General features: G+C 64.3%; 20 protein-coding genes. 3 read left to right on the plus strand and 17 right to left on the minus strand.

Annotated features, from left to right (window positions below; genetic code table 11):
* Window positions 1-26 precede the first annotated feature (26 nt).
* The 11 genes from O7A05_RS00055 to O7A05_RS00105 all read right to left on the minus strand — a co-directional run bounded on the left by O7A05_RS00055 (window position 27) and on the right by O7A05_RS00105 (window position 10,780).
* Entirely contained in the window at window positions 27-1,118 is a 1,092-nt protein-coding gene (locus O7A05_RS00055) for a fatty acid desaturase family protein (protein ID WP_337091413.1), read from the minus strand.
* A 24-nt stretch (window positions 1,119-1,142) separates the two neighbouring features.
* Entirely contained in the window at window positions 1,143-2,057 is a 915-nt protein-coding gene (locus O7A05_RS00060; RefSeq protein ID WP_337090909.1) for a sugar phosphate isomerase/epimerase family protein, read from the minus strand.
* A 50-nt stretch (window positions 2,058-2,107) separates the two neighbouring features.
* Window positions 2,108-3,196, minus strand: coding sequence for a Gfo/Idh/MocA family protein (locus tag O7A05_RS00065; protein ID WP_337090910.1), 1,089 nt, complete (start codon window positions 3,194-3,196; stop codon window positions 2,108-2,110).
* Window positions 3,197-3,273: 77 nt separating this feature from the next.
* Window positions 3,274-4,338, minus strand: a complete 1,065-nt coding sequence (locus tag O7A05_RS00070; RefSeq protein WP_337090911.1) for an ABC transporter ATP-binding protein — start codon at window positions 4,336-4,338, stop codon at window positions 3,274-3,276.
* The gene (locus tag O7A05_RS00075) at window positions 4,338-5,126 is read right to left on the minus strand and encodes an ABC transporter permease (RefSeq protein ID WP_337090912.1); all 789 of its coding nucleotides are present in this window, start codon (window positions 5,124-5,126) and stop codon (window positions 4,338-4,340) included. Before O7A05_RS00075 ends, O7A05_RS00070 begins: the two co-directional genes overlap by 1 nt.
* Window positions 5,126-5,995: an ABC transporter permease gene (locus O7A05_RS00080; protein WP_337090913.1), complete on the minus strand. Its 870-nt coding sequence runs from the start codon at window positions 5,993-5,995 to the stop codon at window positions 5,126-5,128. The genes O7A05_RS00075 and O7A05_RS00080 overlap by 1 nt, the downstream gene beginning before the upstream one ends.
* A 27-nt stretch (window positions 5,996-6,022) precedes the next feature.
* Complete coding sequence (locus O7A05_RS00085; RefSeq protein WP_337090914.1) at window positions 6,023-7,087, minus strand: ABC transporter substrate-binding protein; 1,065 nt, start codon at window positions 7,085-7,087, stop codon at window positions 6,023-6,025.
* A 39-nt stretch (window positions 7,088-7,126) separates the two neighbouring features.
* A complete protein-coding gene (locus O7A05_RS00090) occupies window positions 7,127-8,101 on the minus strand; it encodes a PfkB family carbohydrate kinase (protein ID WP_337090915.1) in 975 nt (324 codons plus the stop codon).
* Window positions 8,101-9,129 (minus strand): ADP-ribosylglycohydrolase family protein, encoded by a 1,029-nt coding sequence (locus tag O7A05_RS00095; RefSeq protein ID WP_337090916.1) that lies wholly within the window; start codon window positions 9,127-9,129, stop codon window positions 8,101-8,103. Before O7A05_RS00095 ends, O7A05_RS00090 begins: the two co-directional genes overlap by 1 nt.
* 2 nt (window positions 9,130-9,131) lie before the next feature.
* On the minus strand, window positions 9,132-9,857 hold the full coding sequence (locus tag O7A05_RS00100) for a GntR family transcriptional regulator (protein WP_337090917.1): 726 nt from the start codon (window positions 9,855-9,857) through the stop codon (window positions 9,132-9,134).
* 152 nt (window positions 9,858-10,009) lie between these two features.
* Window positions 10,010-10,780, minus strand: coding sequence for an IclR family transcriptional regulator domain-containing protein (locus tag O7A05_RS00105; protein ID WP_337090918.1), 771 nt, complete (start codon window positions 10,778-10,780; stop codon window positions 10,010-10,012).
* Between the two features lie 100 nt (window positions 10,781-10,880).
* Between O7A05_RS00105 and O7A05_RS00110 the strand changes: the two genes are divergently transcribed.
* From O7A05_RS00110 to pcaF, 3 genes are read left to right on the plus strand one after another with little or no spacing between them, the layout of a single operon-like run.
* A complete protein-coding gene (locus O7A05_RS00110; RefSeq protein ID WP_337090919.1) occupies window positions 10,881-11,738 on the plus strand; it encodes a CoA transferase subunit A in 858 nt (285 codons plus the stop codon).
* Window positions 11,735-12,538: a CoA-transferase subunit beta gene (locus O7A05_RS00115; RefSeq protein WP_337090920.1), complete on the plus strand. Its 804-nt coding sequence runs from the start codon at window positions 11,735-11,737 to the stop codon at window positions 12,536-12,538. The genes O7A05_RS00110 and O7A05_RS00115 overlap by 4 nt, the downstream gene beginning before the upstream one ends.
* Entirely contained in the window at window positions 12,539-13,744 is a 1,206-nt protein-coding gene (gene pcaF, locus O7A05_RS00120) for a 3-oxoadipyl-CoA thiolase (protein ID WP_337090921.1), read from the plus strand.
* A 41-nt stretch (window positions 13,745-13,785) separates the two neighbouring features.
* Here the strand turns inward: pcaF and pcaD are convergent, their stop codons facing one another.
* The 6 genes from pcaD to O7A05_RS00150 form a co-directional block, all read right to left on the minus strand.
* Window positions 13,786-14,583 carry a 3-oxoadipate enol-lactonase gene (gene pcaD, locus O7A05_RS00125; protein ID WP_337090922.1) on the minus strand — a complete coding sequence of 266 codons (798 nt, stop codon included), beginning with the start codon at window positions 14,581-14,583 and terminating at the stop codon, window positions 13,786-13,788.
* Window positions 14,584-14,678: 95 nt separating this feature from the next.
* Entirely contained in the window at window positions 14,679-15,533 is an 855-nt protein-coding gene (locus tag O7A05_RS00130) for a sugar phosphate isomerase/epimerase family protein (RefSeq protein ID WP_337090923.1), read from the minus strand.
* A 1-nt stretch (window position 15,534) separates the two neighbouring features.
* Window positions 15,535-16,311 (minus strand): ATP-binding cassette domain-containing protein, encoded by a 777-nt coding sequence (locus O7A05_RS00135; RefSeq protein WP_337090924.1) that lies wholly within the window; start codon window positions 16,309-16,311, stop codon window positions 15,535-15,537.
* Window positions 16,308-17,300, minus strand: coding sequence for an ABC transporter permease (locus O7A05_RS00140; RefSeq protein ID WP_337090925.1), 993 nt, complete (start codon window positions 17,298-17,300; stop codon window positions 16,308-16,310). The genes O7A05_RS00135 and O7A05_RS00140 overlap by 4 nt, the downstream gene beginning before the upstream one ends.
* Before the next feature lie 67 nt (window positions 17,301-17,367).
* A complete protein-coding gene (locus O7A05_RS00145; RefSeq protein ID WP_337090926.1) occupies window positions 17,368-18,357 on the minus strand; it encodes a sugar ABC transporter substrate-binding protein in 990 nt (329 codons plus the stop codon).
* Between the two features lie 61 nt (window positions 18,358-18,418).
* Complete coding sequence (locus O7A05_RS00150; protein ID WP_337090927.1) at window positions 18,419-19,495, minus strand: LacI family DNA-binding transcriptional regulator; 1,077 nt, start codon at window positions 19,493-19,495, stop codon at window positions 18,419-18,421.
* Between the last annotated feature and the right edge of the window lie 106 nt (window positions 19,496-19,601).

The raw sequence follows: 19,601 nt of genomic DNA on the forward strand, positions 1-19,601 counted from the left end.
CTGTCTCCAGCTTGCCCGCGCGACGCCTATTCGGCCGCCGCGGCCGTTATGTCGAGATCATGGAATTCGCCGCGATAGGGCTTGGCCGTCGGCGGCAATTCGCGCTTGAGATAATAGTCCTCGTATTTCAGCTGCCTGAGCAGCACCGGCCAGACCTCGCGATAGGCGTGCCACATCGACGGGTTCGCGATCGGCAGATCGTGCTTGATCAATTCATGCAGTTTCGGCAGCGCATGGTACGGAACCATCGGGAACATGTGATGCTCCACATGGTAGTTCATGTTCCAGTAGATGAACCGGCTGATCGGGTTCATGTAGACGGTGCGGGTGTTCAGCCGGTGATCGGTGACGTTGTCGGCCAGCCCGATATGCTGCAGCAGCCCCGTCAGCACCATGTGCCAGGTGCCGTAGAGGCGCGGCAGGCCGATCAGCACCAGCGGTATCCATGACCCAAGCGCGATCGCGATAGCGATCGTCGCGGCATACACCACCATGTGCCAGCGCGCCGCGGTCACCGCCTTGTGCTGCTCCATCTCCGGAATGTAGCTCTTCTCGTCGTCCGACAATGTGCCGAAGGCCTGGCGAACCAGCGTCGGCAGCGAATAGCGGAAATCGAGGATGCCGGTGAAGGCTAAAGCCGCCTTGATGAGGTCGGGCGGCCGCATCACCGCGATCTCGGCGTCGCGGCCGACGATGATCGTGTCGGTGTGGTGGCGCGCATGGCTCCAGCGCCACTGCAACGGATTGCGCATCAGCATGAAGGAGGCGATGTGATAGACGACGTCGTTCATCCAGCGCGTGCGGAAGGCGGTGCCGTGGCCGCATTCGTGCCAGCGCGAGTCGCTCGACGAGCCGTAGAGCAAGCCATAGACGAACAGGAACGGCACGACCCACCAACTGCCCCAGAACCAGACGATGCCGGCCGCCGAGCCCAGGATTGCAACGATCCAGATGATGGTGTCGCGGATCGCCGGCCCGTCGGAGCGCTGCATCAATTCCTTCATGGTCTTGCGCGGCACGTCGGTATGGTACCACTCGGCCGAGGCGAGCCCGGTCTCGATCGCAAGCCGAGTGCTTTCGCCGACAAGGCTGTAGTCGCGCTTGGTGCTGCCGGCCATCGCCATCGTCATATTCCCCAGCCGTCAAACTCCGTTGGCGCAGAATTTCTCATCGAGGAATTTTTTCGCGCGCGGCACGTCGTCCTCGGTCAGGTGCTCGATGATCACCGGGATGTTCGGATGCTTCTCGCTGAGCCGCTTCAGATAGAGGTCGTAGTTCAGCGCGCCGAGGCCCGGCGCCGGCAGCTCGATCTCGCCGACGCCGCGGAAGGTAAGCCCCTCATGCGCGTCCGCGTCACCGATATCGGCATGCTTTTCGGTTTTGTCGCTGCCCGAGCGCTTGACGTCCTTGGCATGCGCGATCCTGATCTTGTCGCTCAGCGTGTCGAACACCTGGTTCAGCACCTGGTCCATGCGGTCGATGTTGTGCGCCTCGAAGTAATTGGTCGGATCCATCAACAGGCCGAGGCCGGGGTGGTCGACCTGTGCGAACATCCTGACCGTCTCCTCGACCGAACCGACGACGTTGTTCACATAGGTCTCAAGCAGAAACACTGCGCCGTGGTCGTAAGCCGTCCGGGCAAGGTCGGAAATCACTTTGCGGCATTCCTCGAACCCCTCCTCGGTCTTGTTCTTCGGGTGGTGAACCCAGTCGGATTCGGTGTTGTAGGTACCGGTCTCCGAGATCACGTAAGGGCTGCCGAATTCGCGCGCGTTGCGGATAATCTCCTTCAGATACGCCAGTCGCCTGTCGCGCTCGGTCTTGTCCGGATGAATGATGTTGGTGTAGCCGGACACGCAGCAGACTGGCAGGTTATGATCGCGAAAAGTGTCACGCACTTTCCGCGCCTTGTCCGTGGAGATCTGCCCGGCCGACAGGTCGATATCCTTGAAATGCAGGTCGAGCTGCACGGTGTTGAAGCCGAGCGCACGGATGCGCCTGGCGGACTCTTCCAGCTCGTAGGGAAAATAGCCTGTGAAGATACCTGCCTGCATCATGAGGTGAAGTCCTCTGGGTAAGCGATTCAGTTGCCCTGCCTTTTAGTCGCCTAGTCGACAGAGATTTCGGACAGCCTGATCGTGCGACCTTCCGCCATCGAGCGGTAGCCGGCCTCGACCAGCGCCATGGTCTTGACGTTGTCGGCGACCGACAGCGCCGGCGGCGTGCCGGTCTTCAGCGCGTATTGCAACTGCTCCATGACGCCGATGAATGCATGCGGGAACCACATCGTCTCCCAGCTTGGGGTGACCCATTTGCCGCCCGTCGTTTCGCTCGAGGCATGGGTCAACGTCGACGCGACGCCCTTCGGCCATCCAATCGTGCCCTTGGCGACGCCCTTGATGCCGTCGACCCGCCAATTGATGTGCTGATCGTCCTCGTAACCCTCCTGGCGCGGGCCGGACCAGACGTCCTCCAGCGAAACGGCAAGCACGCCCGAGGGGAAGCGCAGCGTCGACACGGTGATGCCGTCCGAGTGCTCGAACGCCGTGCGCGGATCTTTGCGCGTCAGCGTGGTTATCTCCTCCGGTTCGCCAAAAAGGAAACGCAGCACGTCGAGGTGGTGCACGCTCATATTGGCGAGCGTCAGCCGGTCGTAGCCCTGGAGGAAGGTCTGCCAGTGCGGGATCGCGTGCATGTCGATCTGCGCAAAGACGATGTCGCCAAGCGCGCCGCTGTCGATGATCTGCTTCAAGACGCGCATCGACTGATCGTAGCGCATGTTCTGATTGACCGAGAGGATCTTGCCGGAGGCCGCCGCTTCGTCGCGCAGCTTCACAGCTTCCTCGACCGAAAGCGCCAGCGGCTTCTGCGCCAAAATCGCTTTGACGTGCGGCTGCTTCAACGCATGGCGGATCAAAGCCGGTTGCTGATCGGGCGGAAAGGCCAGATCGACGATCTCGACCTGGCTGTCCTCGATTAACTGCTCCGGCGTCTCGTGGACAGTCGCGATATTCCAGCGATCGGCGACCTTCTGAGCATTGGCCTTGGTGCGCGATGCTATGGCGACCACCGGAAAACCGGCTTCGTGATAGGCGGCTAGATGGCATTCGGCCATGATCATGCCGGCGCCGATGCAGCCGATCCGGTATTCCCTGACCCGAACTGTCACGTCCGGTTCGAAGCCTATACTCGCCATCCATTCCTCCCTTGGAGGATGGATATAACGCCATGGTCCGGACCTCAGCCAAGGCCCGCGCCATCATTTCCCATCAGTCAGGCCGCGATCAGCACCGTGCTGTCCGGCGACCAGCTCAGCACCACAGGCTGGCCTTCGGCCAGGCGCTCGGCGCCGGTGTTCTGGACGATCACCTTCAGCGTCTGGCCGAAGCGGTCGACGAAATAGGTGCTGTTGTTGCCGGCAAAGATGCGTTTCGAGACCTGCCCAGTAAGCGTGTTGGCATTGGCTTGATCGGGCTTTGCCGCGCCGGGCGAAATCCGGATGCGCTCGGGCCGAACCGCGCAGCTCGCCTTGGTGCCGGCCGGCACCGCTGCGCCTGTCGAAGCCGCGATCGTCGTGCCGTCGGGCAGCTTGATCCCGGAGCCGGTCGCGTCGCCGCGAAAGATATTGGCGTCGCCGAGGAAGGTCGCGGCGAACTCGCTTTGCGGCCGGTCGTAGATCTCCTCCGGCGGCCCTTCCTGCACCAGCCTGCCGTCACGCAATATGCCGATGCGGTCGCTCATCGTCAGCGCCTCTTCCTGGTCGTGTGTGACGAAGATGGTGGTGATGCCGATCTCGCGCTGGATGCGCTTCAGCTCGATCTGCATGTCGACGCGCAGCGCCTTGTCGAGCGCGCCAAGCGGCTCGTCGAGCAAGAGCACGCGCGGCTTGGTGACGATGGCCCGCGCCAGCGCTACGCGCTGGCGCTGGCCGCCGGAGAGCTGGTGCGGCTTTCGCCCGCCAAGCTTGCCGAGCTGCACGAGATCGAGCGCGCGCTGCACTTCCGTAGCGATCGTCGCCTTCGGCTCGCCGCGCACCGAGAGGCCGAAGGCGACATTTTCGGCGACGCTCATATTGGGAAACAGCGCATAGTTCTGGAACACCATGCCGATGCACCGCTTTTCGACCGGCACGCGCTCGACGCTCTCGCCGCCTATGGCGATGCTGCCGGCGTCGGGAAAATCGAAGCCGGCGATCTGGCGGAGCAGCGTGGTCTTGCCGCTGCCCGAAGGGCCGAGCAGCGCATAGAACCCGCCGTCGGCAAAGTCGATCGAGACATCGTCCAGCGCCTTGTGCGCGCCGAAGCTGCGCGAGACGTTCGCGACCTGGACGCCAGCCATTATTTCTCTCCGCCAAACTTGAAGAAGCGCGCCGTGAGCAGCATCAGCGCCATCGACACGACAATGATGATCGTCGAGACCGCATTGATCTCGGGCGTAAAACCCTTGCGGATCGCGGCATAGATTTCGACCGGCAATGTCGTCTGTCCCGGCGTCGACAGGAAATACGAGACCACGAACTGGTCGAACGACACCGCGAAGGCGAACAGCCCGCCGGCTATAACCCCGGGCATGATCCAGGGCAAAGTCACGCGCATGGTCACCTGCCACTGGTTGGCGCCGAGCGAGCGCGCCGCCTCCTCCAGCTCAGGTGCGAAGGTCTGCAGCCGGGCCGATACCACGACGATCACGTAAGGCAGCGCCAGCGCGACATGGCCGAGCAGGATAGCAATGAGCCCGCGGCCGATGCCGACGCCGAAGAAGAAGATCAGCATTGCCGTGCCGGTGATCAGCCACGGAATGGCGATCGGCGGGAAGAGCAGCGCCTGCAGGACTTTCTTGCCACGGAACTCGTAGCGATAGAGCGCCAGCGAAGCCATCGAGCCCAGTACCGTCGAGATCAAAGTGGTGATGACGGCGATCTCGATGCTGTTCCAGGTCGCGGCGATCAGCTGGTCGTTCTGCCAGAGCGAGGCGTACCAGTCCGTCGTCCACTCGAACGGCAACTGGTAGAAAGGCGAAGCATTGAAGGACATTGCCGCCATGATGATGATCGGCAGGTAGAGGAAGCCCAGCAAAAGCACGATGTAGAAGCGCCCGAGCCATTCGAGGATGCGCGTCGTCGCCATCACGCAGTCCTCCGCAGGACAGGCGCCGCCAGCGCCAGGATGATCAGCACCACCGCGAGCAGGATAAAGGAGAGTGCCGCGCCCAGCGGCCAGTTGAAGACGGCGACGAACTGATCCTCGATGACGGTACCGTAGAAAGTGCCGGTGCGGCCGCCGAGGATACGCGGCTCCATGAAGGAGCCGACCACCGGCACGAAGATCAGCGCGGCACCTGCGATCAGGCCCGGCATCGACAGCGGAATGATCACCCGCCACAGCACCTGCCGCCGCGACGCGCCAAGCGAGCGACCGGCCTCGATCAGCGAGTCGTCGATGGCCTGCAGCGTGAGATAGCAGGTCAGCACCATATAGGGCACATAGGAGTGCACCAGGCCAATGATGACGGCAGGGTAGGAATACATGAGATCAATGTTGATCTTGAACGGCAGCACGGCGTTGAGGGCCGTATCGAGGATGCCGCCTTCGCGCAGCACCATCGCCCAGGAAAAGATGCGCACCAGCCCGTTCGACCAGAACGGCAGGATGACGAGCAGGAAGATCGCCTCGCGGCTGCGCCCTTTCAGCACCTTTGCCAATACATAGGCCGCCGGGTAGCCGATAACGACGCACCACAGCGTCACTTCGAGCCCGAGCCGCAGCGATGAAAGCAACAGCGTCGAATAGAGGCTCTGCGAGAAGAAGGCTGCGTAATTGCCGAGCGTGAACGACCATTCCTTTCCGGCCAGTGGCAGGTCGGTCATGAAGGAGAAGAAGACCATGGCCGACAGCGGCAGGAAGATCGCTACCGTCAGCCAAAGATAGGCGGGAAGGAGAAGCGGCAGGGCCGGCTTCAGTCCGCGGCGCGAACCGATCGCAAGCTGGTCAGCCATAGTTGCCTCTCCTCCCGAAAGACGTGATTACTTCACGTTGACCTTCAGCTCCTGCCACAGCGCCAGGTACTTCTCGCGCTGCGCGTCGGTGATCGGCGCCTGGAACTGGATACGCTTGGCGACATCCGGGCTACCCATGACCTTGCGGTTGAAGGCGTCCTCGGGCAGCGCGTCGACCGCCTTGGTGTTGGCCGAAACCGGCGCGCCGACCTTGGTCACCCATTCGACGTAGAATTTCGGGTCAATCATATAGTTGATGAAGGCCTCGGCGCCCGCGACATTCTTCGAGCCGACCGGGATCGAGAAGGCGTCGAGCCAGGCGACGGCGCCTTCCTGCGGGATGACCAGCGAGACCGGCAGCTTGAAATGGGTCTTGGCGCGGTCGGCCGAGCCGCTCCAATAGGTGCCGATGTCGATCTGGTTGGAGGCGACCATCTGGTTCCAGTCGTTCTCCGAGCTCCAGAAGGTCTTGATCTGCGGCATCAGCGAGGTGAGCTTCGCCTTGACCGCGTCCATATCCTTGATGTCGTTGATGTCCTGACCCGAAGCGATCGCGCCGAACTGCACCGCCTCGACGGCGTCGTCGCGGATGATGACGCGGCCCTTATGCGCCGGGTTCCACATCTCGGCGATGCTCGTCGGCGGCTTGTCGAAGGACTTGTCGTTGATCGCCAGAGCCGTCAGGCCCCACACCCACGGCACGCCGTAGACCTTGCCGTCATGGTTGAGCATCGGCGAGCTGGCCTTGTCCTTAGCGATGTCGGCATAGTTGGAAAGCTTCGAGACATCGATCGGCTGGATCAGCTTGCCGGCCATCGCCTGGTCGTTGAAGGCGGCGTTGATCATGACGACGTCGTAGAGGCCGGGATTGGTGCGGATCTTGGTCAGCATCTCCTGTTCGGAGTTGAAGAAGTCGTTGACCACCTTGAAGCCGGTCGCCTTCTCGAAATTGGCGACCGCCCATGGCTCGTCGGCGCCATAGCCTTTCCAGTTGAGCACATGCACTTCCTCGGCGGCCCGTGCGGCCAGCGTGAAGGCTGAGACGAAGACGGCCGTTGCCGTCAGGAAAGCGGTCAGTCTGGGCATGCGCATGTTCTTTTCCTCTCATTGTTTGCCCGATTGACGGGCTTGTTAAGTTGCAGTCGCTTCCGCCCGGCCGAGCGCGGTCGTCGCTTCGCCGCGCTCAGTCAGGAATTCCTGGATTTCCATGTCGGTCGGCGCCGAAGACCCGCCATGGCGGGTGACCGAAAGCGCGGCGGCCGCATTGGCATAGCGTGCCGCCTCGCAAGCGCCCATGCCGCGCGAAAGGCCGCTGACGAAGGCGCCGATATGCGTGTCGCCGGCCCCATTGGTGTCGACGGCTTCCACCTTGAAGCCAGGCACCGCGCGGGTGCCGCCATCGGCCATGCGCACGAGACAGCCATGCGCGCCGGCGCGGATGACGACGCCTTCAGCCCTGGGGCAATGCTCGGCGAGCAATCGGATCGCGACGGTCTGGGCATCGCCGGCGCCGGCAATCTCGGCGGCCTCATTGGTGTTGCAGCTCAGCCAGGTCGTACGCGCCAGAACCCTGTCCAGGATCGGCCGTGGAATGTCGGCGATCACCGGCGTCGGATCGAAGACGAAAGGAATGCCAGCCGGAAGCGCCTCGATCCAATCGGCAAGCGCGTCGCGACTGCCGGGATAACTCAGCGTATAGCCGGAGGTAAAAACCCAATCGCCCGGAACGACTTGCACTGGCTTCATCATGTCCGGCGTGAGCCGGCTCTCGGCGCCCGGCCAGGAGACGAAAGTGCGTTCGGCGTCGCCGCTGATCATCGCGACGCAATTGCCGCTGTCCATCGAAGGCGATGGCGGCGTCAGCGTCTCGATGCCTTCGGCCGCGAAGGCTTTGCGCAGGAAGTCTCCGTCCGGCCCGGTGCCGAGCTGGCCGCCGAACACCACCTTCATGCCGGTGCGGCTCGCCGCCACCATCATATTGAAGCCGCCACCGGCGACCCGCGCGTAAGCTGACGCGGTCTTTTCCGTGCCGGCCGCCGGCAACGCATCGATGCGGTAGACATAGTCGACCACGGCGCTGCCGACATGGACGAGCCGCCCGCTCATCAGGCAACCTCCTGGCCTGGGCCGGTCTTGGAGCCGCGTCCGGCGAGCAGATCCCCAGCCAGCGCACGGACGTCCGCAATGTCGATGCCATGCAGCCGGGCGATGCGGTCCGGCGGCAGCCTCGACAGGCCGGCGCAGGCGCCGGCCATGCCGGCGGCAATCGCACCGATCGTGTCGGTGTCGCCTCCGAGATTGGCTGCGATGACGGCCGCTCGCCACGCATCGCCTTGCGCGACCTCCAGCACGGCGAAGGCCGCCGGCACCGACTCCTGGCTGGCGACGCCGGTGCCGACCAGGTCGACGATCAGCTTGATGGCTTCCTTCTCCGCCTTGCCGCGGACAAGCTCCTGTGCCCAGACGATGCGCGCGGCGATGTCGCCGCCGGTTACCCAATGGCCGAGCGCAGCACCTAGCCTTGCGGCGGCGACCGCATGATCGGAAGCGACACGCCAATCGCCGCCCGAGACACCGAGGCTGACGGCGGCGGCGACAGCGGCAGCCGATGCGATGGCGATCGAGGTGTTGTGCGTGGCCCGGCAGGTTTCCGCCACCTTGGCCACGAGCGCGGCGAGCGGCTCCGGCGGCATCATGATGCCGACCGGCGCGATGCGCATCGCAGCGCCATTGGTGTCGCCGCTGCGCCCGGCCTCCTCCGCCGGCACGCCGCCATTGATGGCATCGATGGCGCGCTTGGTCGATGGTCCAAGCAGGTCGTAGCTGCCGCGCGCCTTGACCTCGCGCTCCCAGTCGAGCAGCGCGTTGACCCAGCGCGCATGATCGAAACGCTCGCCGGACTCGACCAGGATGCGGCCAAGCAGCAGCGCCTGTTCGGTATCGTCGGTGATCGCGCCGGCCGGCAGCCCTTTCGACACCGGGTGATCGGCGGCAGGCGCGACGAACTCCTCGACATGGCCGTAGAGCTCGGCGATGCGGGCCGGCGACAGAAGCTGCGTCGGCATGCCGAGCGCATCGCCCAGCGCCCCGCCGATCAGCGCGCCTATAGCCCGATCCATCGCGTCGGCCACCATGCTCAGAACTCCAGGTGCAGCGCGAAATGCGCCGGATTGAGCAGGCTGGTGACGAATTCGATGGCACGCCCGTCGGCGGCGCGCGTCAGGCGGCGTGTGCGCAGGAACGGCGTGCCGGGAGCGCAGGCGAGGATCGCCGCGTCGGCGGCGCTCAGCATCTCGATGTCGACCCATTCCTCACCGTGATCGGGAACGAGCCCTGCCCCGCGCAGCGTCTGGTGCAGCGAGCCCTCCCGTAGTCCGCGCAGCGGTATGTCTTCCAACTCCGGCGACAGCGGCAGCCGGCTGCGCTCGATCGAGATGGCATGACCGTCGTCGGCATTGGTCCGGGCGCGATCGACGGCGATGAAGGACGAGCTCTCGACGCCGAGCCTGGCAGCCAGTTCGGCGTCCTCGATGATCTCGAGCCGCAATGTGCGGGTCTCGGCATTGGCGCCCGCATTGGCAAGCGCGCGCGACCAGCCGATCGCGTCGTCGACCGGCATGCCGTCGAAGGTAACGAACGAACCGATGCCGACCTTGGTGGTGATCAGCCCGCGGCTCGACAGTTCCTCGAGCCCCTTGCGGACCGTGTTGCGGCTGACGGAAAAGCGCTGGACGAGCTCGTTTTCGCTCTGCAGGCGGTCGCCGAAGCCGAGCAGGCCGGAGCGTATCTCATGCTCCAGAACCGTCGCGATCTGCTCGGGCTTGCCCGTGCCGGGAGTGATCTGCGTCGCGCGACGGGCCATATCGATACCTGTTCAATGGACCTGTATAATCCTGTTCAATATCGGATTTGAATTCCCCCGTCAACGAAGCTTCATCACGATTCAAGAATGAGGAGTTGGGCGCGGAATGAACATGGGGGCTGCATCAACCGGCAGGATCGGAGACGCGCCGTTCAAACGAAGAAGAACTCTTCGACGCGCTGCTTGGCCTGGCGCAGCACCGGCAGGATGTCGCGCTCCATCGCCTCGACCGAGAAACGCGCCGACTGCGTCGAGACGTTGATGGCGGCGACGGTGCGGCCGGCGCGATCGACGATCGGCACCGCGATCGAGCGCAGGCCGAGTTCCAGTTCCTCGTCGACGATGGCAAAGCCCTCTGCCCTCGCCTTGTCGACCGCCTTGCCGAGCGCGGCGCGGCCGGTGATCGTCTTCGGCGTCCGCCGCTCGATGGTCGCTTGCGCCAGGAAGGTCTTCAAGTCGTCTGCGGCCAGACCGGAAAGCAGCACTCGCCCCATCGACGTGCAATAGGCCGGCAGCCGCGTGCCGACATCGAGCGCGACGCTTAAGATTCGCCGCCCGGGGATGCGCGCGACATAGACGACATCCTCGCCCGACAGCACCGCCGCGTTGCAGGCTTCGTCGAATTTGCCCGCCACCTCGCGCATGATCGGCGCCGCGAACGTCCAGAGCGATGCGCCGCCGAGCCAGGTCCGCGCGACCGTCAAAAGACGCGGCGACAGCGAAAACAGCCGGCCGGACTGGGTCGCATAGCCCGTGGCGACCAATGTCAGCAGAAAGCGGCGGGCGCCCGCTCGGGTGAGGTCCGCCTGCTCGGCCATCTCGGTCAGCGTCATGCCGGCCGGATGGCGCGCGAGGATTTCCATCACCGCCAGGCCGCGTTCCAGCGAGCCGACATGGTCGCGTGAAATGGCTTCCTCTTCCACTCACCTCTCCGGGCTGGCGTTGACTCTATGCAAAGGTTGGAGCTAGAAGTATCTCATATAAAACATATGTTCGCAATGCGAACTTTCGCGGAGCCTGTAGATGGTCAAGTTCCTGCCGCTGAAAGAGGCGGTCGCGGAAAACCTGCATGATGGCGATACGGCGGCCTTCGAGGGCTTTACCCATCTGATTCCCACCGCCGCCGCGCATGAGGCGATCCGCCAGGGCTTTCGCGACCTGACGCTGATCCGCATGACGCCCGACCTGATCTACGACCAGATGATCGGCATGGGCATGGCGAGGAAAATCGTCTTCTCCTATGTCGGCAATCCGGGCGTAGGCCTGCTCAGGCGCGCCCGCGACGCCATCGAGAACGGCTTTCCGCGCGTCATCGAGGTCGAGGAGCACAGCCACGCCGGCATGGCCAATGCCTATGAGGCGGGCGCCGCCGGCCTGCCCTGCGCGGTGTTTCGCGGCTATCGCGGCGCCGGTCTTGCCGCGGTCAATCCCAACATCAAATCGGTCACTTGCCCGTTCACAGGCGAGGTGCTGGCCGCCGTTCCGGCGATAAGGCCCGACGTCACCTTCATCCACGCGCAGAAGGCGGACCGCAAAGGCAACGTGCTGGTCGAGGGCATCATCGGCATCCAGAAGGAGGCTGTTCTTGCCGCAAAGCGCGCAGTGGTGACGGTCGAGGAAGTGGTCGACAATTTCGCCGACCTCCACCCCAATCTCACCGTGCTGCCGAGCTGGACGATCGCGGCGATTTCCGTCGTGCCGGGCGGCTCGCATCCCTCCTATGCGCATGGCTATTACGAGCGCGACAACGCCGCCTATCTGGAATGGGACGAGATCGCCGCCGATCGCGACCGCTTCCAGGCCTGGATCCGGAAGAACGTCATCGACAGCAGCGCGGACGACTTTGCCTGCCGCGTCGAGCATTTGAGGAAAGCCGCATGAGCGACGCGGACAATCTGAGCTTCACCCCGAACGAGATGATGACGATCGCCGCCAGCCGCGCGCTGAAAAGCGAGGATGTCTGCTTCGTCGGCATCGGCGCGCCGTCGGCCGCCTGCAATGTCGCGCGGCTGACCCATGCGCCCGACATTACGCTGATCTATGAGAGCGGCACCATCGGCACCGCGCCCGACGTCTTGCCGCTGTCGATCGGCGACGGCGAATTGTGCGAGACGGCGGTCACCACTGTCGCGGTGCCGGAGATGTTCCGCTACTGGCTGCAGGGCGGCCGCATCTCGATCGGCTTCCTGGGCGCCGCCCAGCTCGACAAATTCGGCAATATCAACACCACCGTCATCGGCGACTATGCGCATCCCAAGATCCGCCTGCCCGGCGGCGGCGGCGCGCCGGAGATCGCCACCTCGTCGAGGCAGGTCTACATCACCATGGCCCAGTCGAAGCGCGGCATGGTCGAGAAGATCGACTTCTTCACCTCCTTCGGCCATGGCGACGGCGGCGATCATCGCAAGCGGCTCGGCATCGATACCGCCGGGCCGACGCTTTTGATCACCGACCTCGCCATCTGGAAGCCGGACCCGGTGACCACGGAGTTTACCGTGGTGTCGCTGCATCCCGGCGTCACACGCGAGCAGGTGCAGGAGACCTGTGGCTGGACGGTCAAGTTCGCGGAGGCCCTTGACGAGACGCCGGCGCCGACGGAACTCGAGCTGAAGACATTGCGCGACCTGCAGGCCCGCACCAAGGCGGCGCATCAAGGGACCGCCGAAGGGAGAGCTGCATAGATGGCCGAAGCCTTCATCTGCGACTACATCCGCACGCCCATCGGTCGCTTCGGCGGCGCGTTGTCCTCCGTCCGCGCCGACGATCTCGGCGCAATCCCACTGAGGGCGCTGGTCGAGCGCAATGCCGGCGTCGATTGGGCGGCCGTGGATGACGTCGTTTATGGCTGCGCCAACCAGGCCGGCGAGGACAACCGCAACGTGGCGCGCATGGCGCTGCTGCTTGCCGGCTTGCCCCAGGACATTCCGGGATCGACCGTCAATCGTTTGTGCGGCTCTGGCATGGATGCCGTCACGATCGCCGCGCGCGCCATCAGGGCCGGCGAGGCCGAGCTGATGATCGCCGGCGGCGTGGAATCTATGAGCCGCGCGCCCTTTGTCATGCCGAAGGCGGACGCCGCCTTCTCGCGCAACGCCGAGATCTACGACACCACCATCGGCTGGCGCTTCGTCAACCCGCTGATGAAGAAGCAGTACGGCGTCGATTCCATGCCGGAGACCGGCGAGAACGTCGCCGAGGACTTTTCCGTCAGCAGAGCCGACCAGGACGCCTTCGCGGTCCGTAGCCAGGACAAGGCGGTCGCCGCGCAAGAAAATGGCCGGTTGGCGAAGGAGATCACGCCGGTGACGATCCCGCAGAAGAAAGGCGATCCGATCGTCGTCGCGAAGGACGAACACCCCCGCGCGGGTACCACCATCGAGGCGCTGGCCAAATTGCCGACTCCGTTCCGCCAAGGCGGCACGGTGACCGCCGGCAATGCTTCCGGCGTCAATGACGGTGCGGCGGCCCTCATCATCGCTTCGGAATCGGCGGCGAAGAAGCATGGCCTGACGCCGATCGCCCGCATCCTCGGGGGTGCCGTCGCCGGCGTGGCGCCGCGCATCATGGGCATCGGTCCGGCGCCGTCCACCAAGAAGCTTAGCGCCCGCCTCGGCCTGACGCCCGAACAGTTCGACGTCATCGAATTGAACGAAGCCTTCGCCTCCCAGGGCATTGCCGTGCTGCGCCAGCTCGGTATCGCCGAGGATGCCGCGCACGTCAATCCGAATGGCGGCGCGATCGCCCTTGGTCATCCGCTCGGCATGTCCGGCGCGCGCATCACCGGCACGGCGGCGCTCGAACTGCGCGAGCGCGGCGGCAAGCTCGCTTTGGCCACCATGTGCATCGGCGTCGGCCAGGGCATCGCCATCGCGCTGGAGCGGGTTTGAGGTCCGGCGCGGTTATGGCCTGTCCTGAACGGTATCTAATCTCACTGACCATTAAGCGAGGCGACAAAGCCTCGGATAAGAGCGGTCAGCGCTTCGGGCTGCTCGATGCAGGGAATGTGCCCGGCATTGCGGATCACTTCGAAGCGTGCGCCGGGGATCAGGTCGGCCAGCGAGCGGACGAGATCTGGCGGCGTCGAGCCGTCCTGGTGGCCGACGATGCAGAGTGTCGGCACCGCAATGCGCCGGGCGCTCTCGGTGAAATCGGCGTCGCGGACCGCCATGCAGGTGCCGATATAACCCGGCAGCGCCTGCCTAGTCAGCATGTTGCGGCAGCCGGCAAGATCCGCGGCGCGCTTGGCATGAAACTCCGGCGTGAACCACCCCTTGAGCACGGCGTCGGCGATCGCCTCGATACCGTCGCGCTCGACGGTCGCGATGCGGCTGTTCCAGCTCTCGGCGGTGCCGATCTTGTGCGCGGTGTCGCCCAGGATCAACGCATCGACGAGCTCGGGCCGCCGGGCACAGAGCCCTTGCGCGACCATGCCGCCAACCGACAGGCCGTAGAGCACCACCTTATCGAAACCGAAGTGATCTATAAGCGCGCTCAAATCCTCGACGTGGTCGTCGATCGAGCGAACACCGCTTCCAATATCCGAGAGCCCGTGGCCGCGTTTGTCGTAGACGAGCATCGGCATTTCGCCCGCCAGCTTCGCGACGATGTCGTCCCATATCCGGAAGTCGGTACCGAGCGAATTGATGAAGATGGTCGGACGCGAAGGGCCCTTCGCTTCTATGTAGCGGTGGTGCAGCGCGACGCCGCCTGTGCTGACGAATGGCACGATTTTCGATACTCCGAAGCCACATTGCACGAGGTATCCGGTTCGGCAAATAGCGCCGTCCAGGCTTCGGTCACTCTCGACTGCGCAACGCGATTCTATCCGAGCGTCAGTCCGGCCTTCTTCGCCTCCTCGCGCAGGAACGGCAGGCCGACCTCGATGACGTCGCGGGGATCTTCCGCCACCGGCCGCCACACGGCGAGCCCGCCGGCGATGTCGACATCGACATGGTTCATGCTTTCGAGCGTGATCGCGCCTTCGTAACCGATATCGGCGATTGCCTTCATGCAGGCCGCCCAGTTGAGCATGCCGCGTCCCGGCACGCCGCGATTGGCTTCCGACACATGCACATAGCCGAGATAAGGCGCCGCCGCCTCGAAGCCAACGGCAAAACTCTCCTCCTCGATATGCATATGATAGGTGTCGAGATGAATAAAAATGTTGTCGGCGCCGACGCGCTCGATGATCCGCGCCGCGTCGATGCCGCGGTTGATCAGATGCGTCTCGTAGCGGTTGCAGGGCTCGATGCCGAGCTTGAGGCTGCGCGCCTTCGCCGATTTCGCCGCCCGTTCGAGGAAGCGGCACATGCCGTCGATCTCCCTTTGTGTCGGCGCCCGGCCAGTGGTCTTGCCGATCGTGCCATAGGTGACGCCGCCGAGCGCTTCCGCACCCACCTCGTTGCAGACCTTGAAGGCCGGCTGCAGGAAGTCGAGCGCCTCGTCCGGCCGCTCGACCACGTCGAGCGCGCGCGGTAGGCCGAGCGAGGGGATAAGTTGGACGCCGTAGTGATTGGCAAAGCTGCGCGTCCGCTTGGTGTCGATCTCCTCAGGCCGAAGCAAAGGGATCTCCATCAGCCCGATGCCATATTCCTTGAGCCTGTCCATCTGCGGCTCGATGCGGGCGAGGTCCCAGACCGGCGCGATGGCGAAAGTGTGCAGTCCGAAGGTGTTCATGTCAGCCTCGTTGCTCATGCGCCGCCGCTGCGGCCGTATCGCCGCCGCCGACGATGCGGCTGACGACTTCGTTCATGTTGGTGTTGGCGGTGACGAGATCGGCATCCGCCCTGCCGTGGCGCAGCACGACGATGCGGTCGGTGACCGACAGCACGTCGTTCAGCCGGTGCGAGATCAGGATGACGGCGATGCCTTCCGACTTCAGCCGCCGGATGAGGTCGAGCACGCTCTGCACCTCGCGCACAGCAAGCGCCGCCGTCGGCTCATCCATGATGACGAGCTTCGGGTTGAAGGTGAGCGCACGCGCGATCGCCACCGTTTGCTGCTGGCCTCCGGAAAACGAACCGACCGATCGGTTTATCGACGGCAGGTGCGCGCCCAGCCGCTCAATCATTTTCGCAGCCTGACGATCCATCTCGCTTTTATCCACAAAACCGGGGAACAGGCCGAACAGCCTTTTCGTTGGCTCACGTCCGAGGAAGATGTTCGAGGCCACGTCCTGCTGTTTGGCGAGAGAAAGATCCTGGTAGATCATCTCGATGCCGAGCCGGCGGCGCTGGCCGGGATCCAGCGCCAGTATGTCCTTACCGTCGAATTCGATCGAGCCGGTGTCGGCACGGTAGATGCCGGTGATGGTCTTCATCAGCGTCGACTTGCCGGCGCCATTGTCGCCGACCAGCCCGACCACCTCGCCGACTGCGACCGAAAGGTCGACCCCATGCAAAACATCGACCGCGCCAAAACTCTTGCGGATGCCGCGAAGCGAAAGCAGGGTCATACGCGCGACTCCTTCCGCACCTGGTACTGGTCGATGAAGACTGCGAGGATCAGCACCGCGCCGATCGCCATCTGCTGGTAATAGGATTGCACGGCAAGCAGCGTCAGACCGTTCTGCAGCACGCCCATGATCAGCGCGCCGATCATCGTGCCGAGGATCGAGGCGCGGCCGCCGAACAGGTTGGTGCCACCGATAATCGCCGCCGTGATTGCGGTAAGCTCGTAGTTGATGCCGGCCGTCGGATCGCCGGCATTGACGCGGGCGGTGAAGAGCAGGCCGGCGAGCCCGGCAAGCGCGCCCGACAGCGTGTAGATGATGCGGCGGTGATGCTCGACACGGATGCCGGCCGCGCGGGCAGCTCCTTCACTATCCCCCAGCGCCAGCGTGTGTCGGCCGAAGCGCGTATAGGCGAGCACCGCATGCGCGACGATCGCGGTGAGCACGAAGATGATGACCGGCATGGGGACACCGAAGGGCCGGCCCTGACCGATATAGACGATCTCGGGCGGCAGGCCGTAGATCGCCCTGCCCTTCGAGATGACCAGCGCCAACCCGCGCGCCAGGCCCAGCATGCCGAGCGTGACGATGAAGGCCGGCACGAAGGCACGGGTGACCAACTGGCCGTTGATGTAGCCGGCGATCGCGCCGGCCAGAATGCAGGCGATCACCGCCAACACCGATGGCCAGCCGAGATTGACCGCCACGAAGGCGCCGGCCACGCCGGCAAGGCCCATCACGGAGCCGAGCGACAGGTCGAGCCCGCCCGAACCGATGACGAAGGTGGCGGCAATCGCCAGCACGCCGATCGTCGAGGTGGCCAAAAGGATGTTGAGGAAATTGCTGAGCGACAGGAAATAGGGCGACAAGAGCGCCATCGCCGTGCTCAGCGCCAGAAGCACCACCAGGGACTCCATCCTGATGTGGAGCCTTTCGACGGATGCGCGCTGCACCCGAGCCCAGAAGCCGGGCTGCGTCGTTTCGGAAGCCATCTTGCCTCGCTATTGCAAAAAAGTTGGCTGGCGCAAGGGTAGACTGGCGCCAGCCAGTCCGGGAGGACTATTTCACATATTGCAGCATCGGCTCCTTGCCGGCGTCGAGCACGTCCTTGGTCAGCACCAAAGTCGACACGGCAATGCTTTCCGGGACCTTCTCGCCGCCGAGCGCCTTCTTGACGTTCTCCACCGCCTGCTTGCCCACGAGATAGGGAAGCTGCGCGACAGAGGCGTTGAGGCGGCCTTCCTTGATCGACTTCACCGCATCGACATTGCCGTCGACGCCGATGATCGTCACCTGCGAACCCTTGCCCGCCGCATAGACCGACTCGACCGCACCAAGCGCCATGCCGTCATTGGCACAGAAGATGGCGACGAGATCGGGATGCGCGGTCAGCGTGTCGGTGGCGATCGAGGCGGCCTTGCCGCGGTCCCAGTCGCCCGGCAGCGAGGCGACGATTTCAAGGCCGGGCGCGAGTTCCTTCAGCTTGTCGGCAAAGCCTTTGGCGCGCTTCTCGCCGGTGATGTTACCCGAGAGGCCTTCGATCACCAGCACCGGACCCTTGGCGTCCTTGCCGAGCTTGTTGGCGAGATATTCCGCACCCTGCGCGCCGGCGGCGATGTTGTCGGAGCCGATATGGAAGGTGACCTTGACGCCTTCCTTGTCGAGCACCGCCTGGTCGAGATTGTTGTCGAGATCGACGATCTTGATGCCGGCCTCCTGCGCCGACTTCAGGCAAGGCAGAAGATTGGTCGAGTTGATGGCGGCGGTGATCATCGCCACCGGCTTGCGCTCAAGCATGGTGTTGCAAAGGTTGAGTTGCGGCTCGGCCGCTTGGTCGCTCTCGGCCGCCTGCTGGAAATATTTCACCCCGGCTTCCTTGGCGCCGTCCGCGACACCCTGCGCCATCGCGCCCCAGAACGGGTTGGCCAGCGTCTTCATCAGCACGCCATATTCCCCGTCCTCGGCCTTGGCGACGCCGACGGCGGAGAACGCAAGCGCGACGCCTACGGCAAGTGTAAATCGATTTATCTTCAAGAAATGCGATATCATTCGATCCTCCGTTCGATCTTTGGCGCCGGATGCCACGGCCAGGGCCGGCGCATGCTTCCGCTCACGACAATGGGGGCTGTTGTCGATCTCCTCCCCCGGAATGCGGGCCGCTGCCTGGCGAGCCAACGGATTCCCGCATCAACACCTGGCAGGGCTCGAGTCGCGCCGTGGGTGGTCCCGCATCACCCTCGACCCTGCGAAACAGAAGGTTCATCGCCTCGCTGGCGATCTGGCGCACCGGCTGCACCACGGCCGCGATCGCCGGCCATGTCACCTGCATCCATTCGGCGTCGTCGAAGCCGACCAGCGAGATATCGTCCGGGCAGTGCCAGCCGCGCCGGCGGAATTCCGACAGCGCGACAAGCGTGCCCTTCAAAAGCAGCGAATAGACCGCGGTCGGCCGCTCGCCGCGCCCGAAATAGTCGCGCAGCGACGACCGCAGCGGCGCGACGCTGACTTCGGACGTGATGACGTCGATGCGCACCGACGGGTTGAGCGCCAGCGCCTGGCTGCGAAAACCTTCCAGGCGCGCCCGCACGGTCGCCGCCTGCTCGGCAAGGCCGATGACCAGTATATGGCTGTGCCCATTGCCGATCAGCATCCGCGCCACTTCGGCGCTGGCCGCGAAGCTATCGGCCGAGACGGTATCGAAGGCGTCGTCGGACAAGACGCGGTCGATCAGCACGCCCGTCATGCCATGGGCTTTCATGAAGGCAGCGGCCGGCCCGTGCTCATTGCGCACCGGCGCCAGCACTACGCCGGCAACGCGCCAGTCATGCATGCGGGCGAGAATCTCTTTCTCGCGCGCCTCCGATTCACGGCTCGACGCCGCGACCAGCGTATAGCCGCGCTGCTCGGCAAGGCCTTCCAGCTCGGTGACCATCGAACCGAAGAACTCGCTTTCGAATTCCGGCATGATCGCGCCGATGATGCGGCGCTTAGCCCTGCGCATGTCGGAAGCTAGAGGATCGACGCGGTAGCCCAGGCGTTCGACGGCATCGAAGACGCGCTGCGCGTTTTCAGGCTTTACCGTGGTGACGCCGGCCAGCACCTTGGAGACAGTGGCCGCGGACACGCCGGCATGGCTTGCCACGTCATGGATCGACGGACGCCTTTGCCGCGCTTCCTGTTGCGCCATTGACTTCCTCCCGAGGGCAGGCAGCCGATCAGCCACCTCGCCATTCCATTCGATAAATCGATTTTTCGTTCTTGTAAATCGTTTCACCGGGAGTAAGACTGGAAAG

The organism is Mesorhizobium argentiipisi (SeqCode), assembly GCF_037179585.1.
Taxonomy (GTDB): domain Bacteria; phylum Pseudomonadota; class Alphaproteobacteria; order Rhizobiales; family Rhizobiaceae; genus Mesorhizobium; species Mesorhizobium argentiipisi.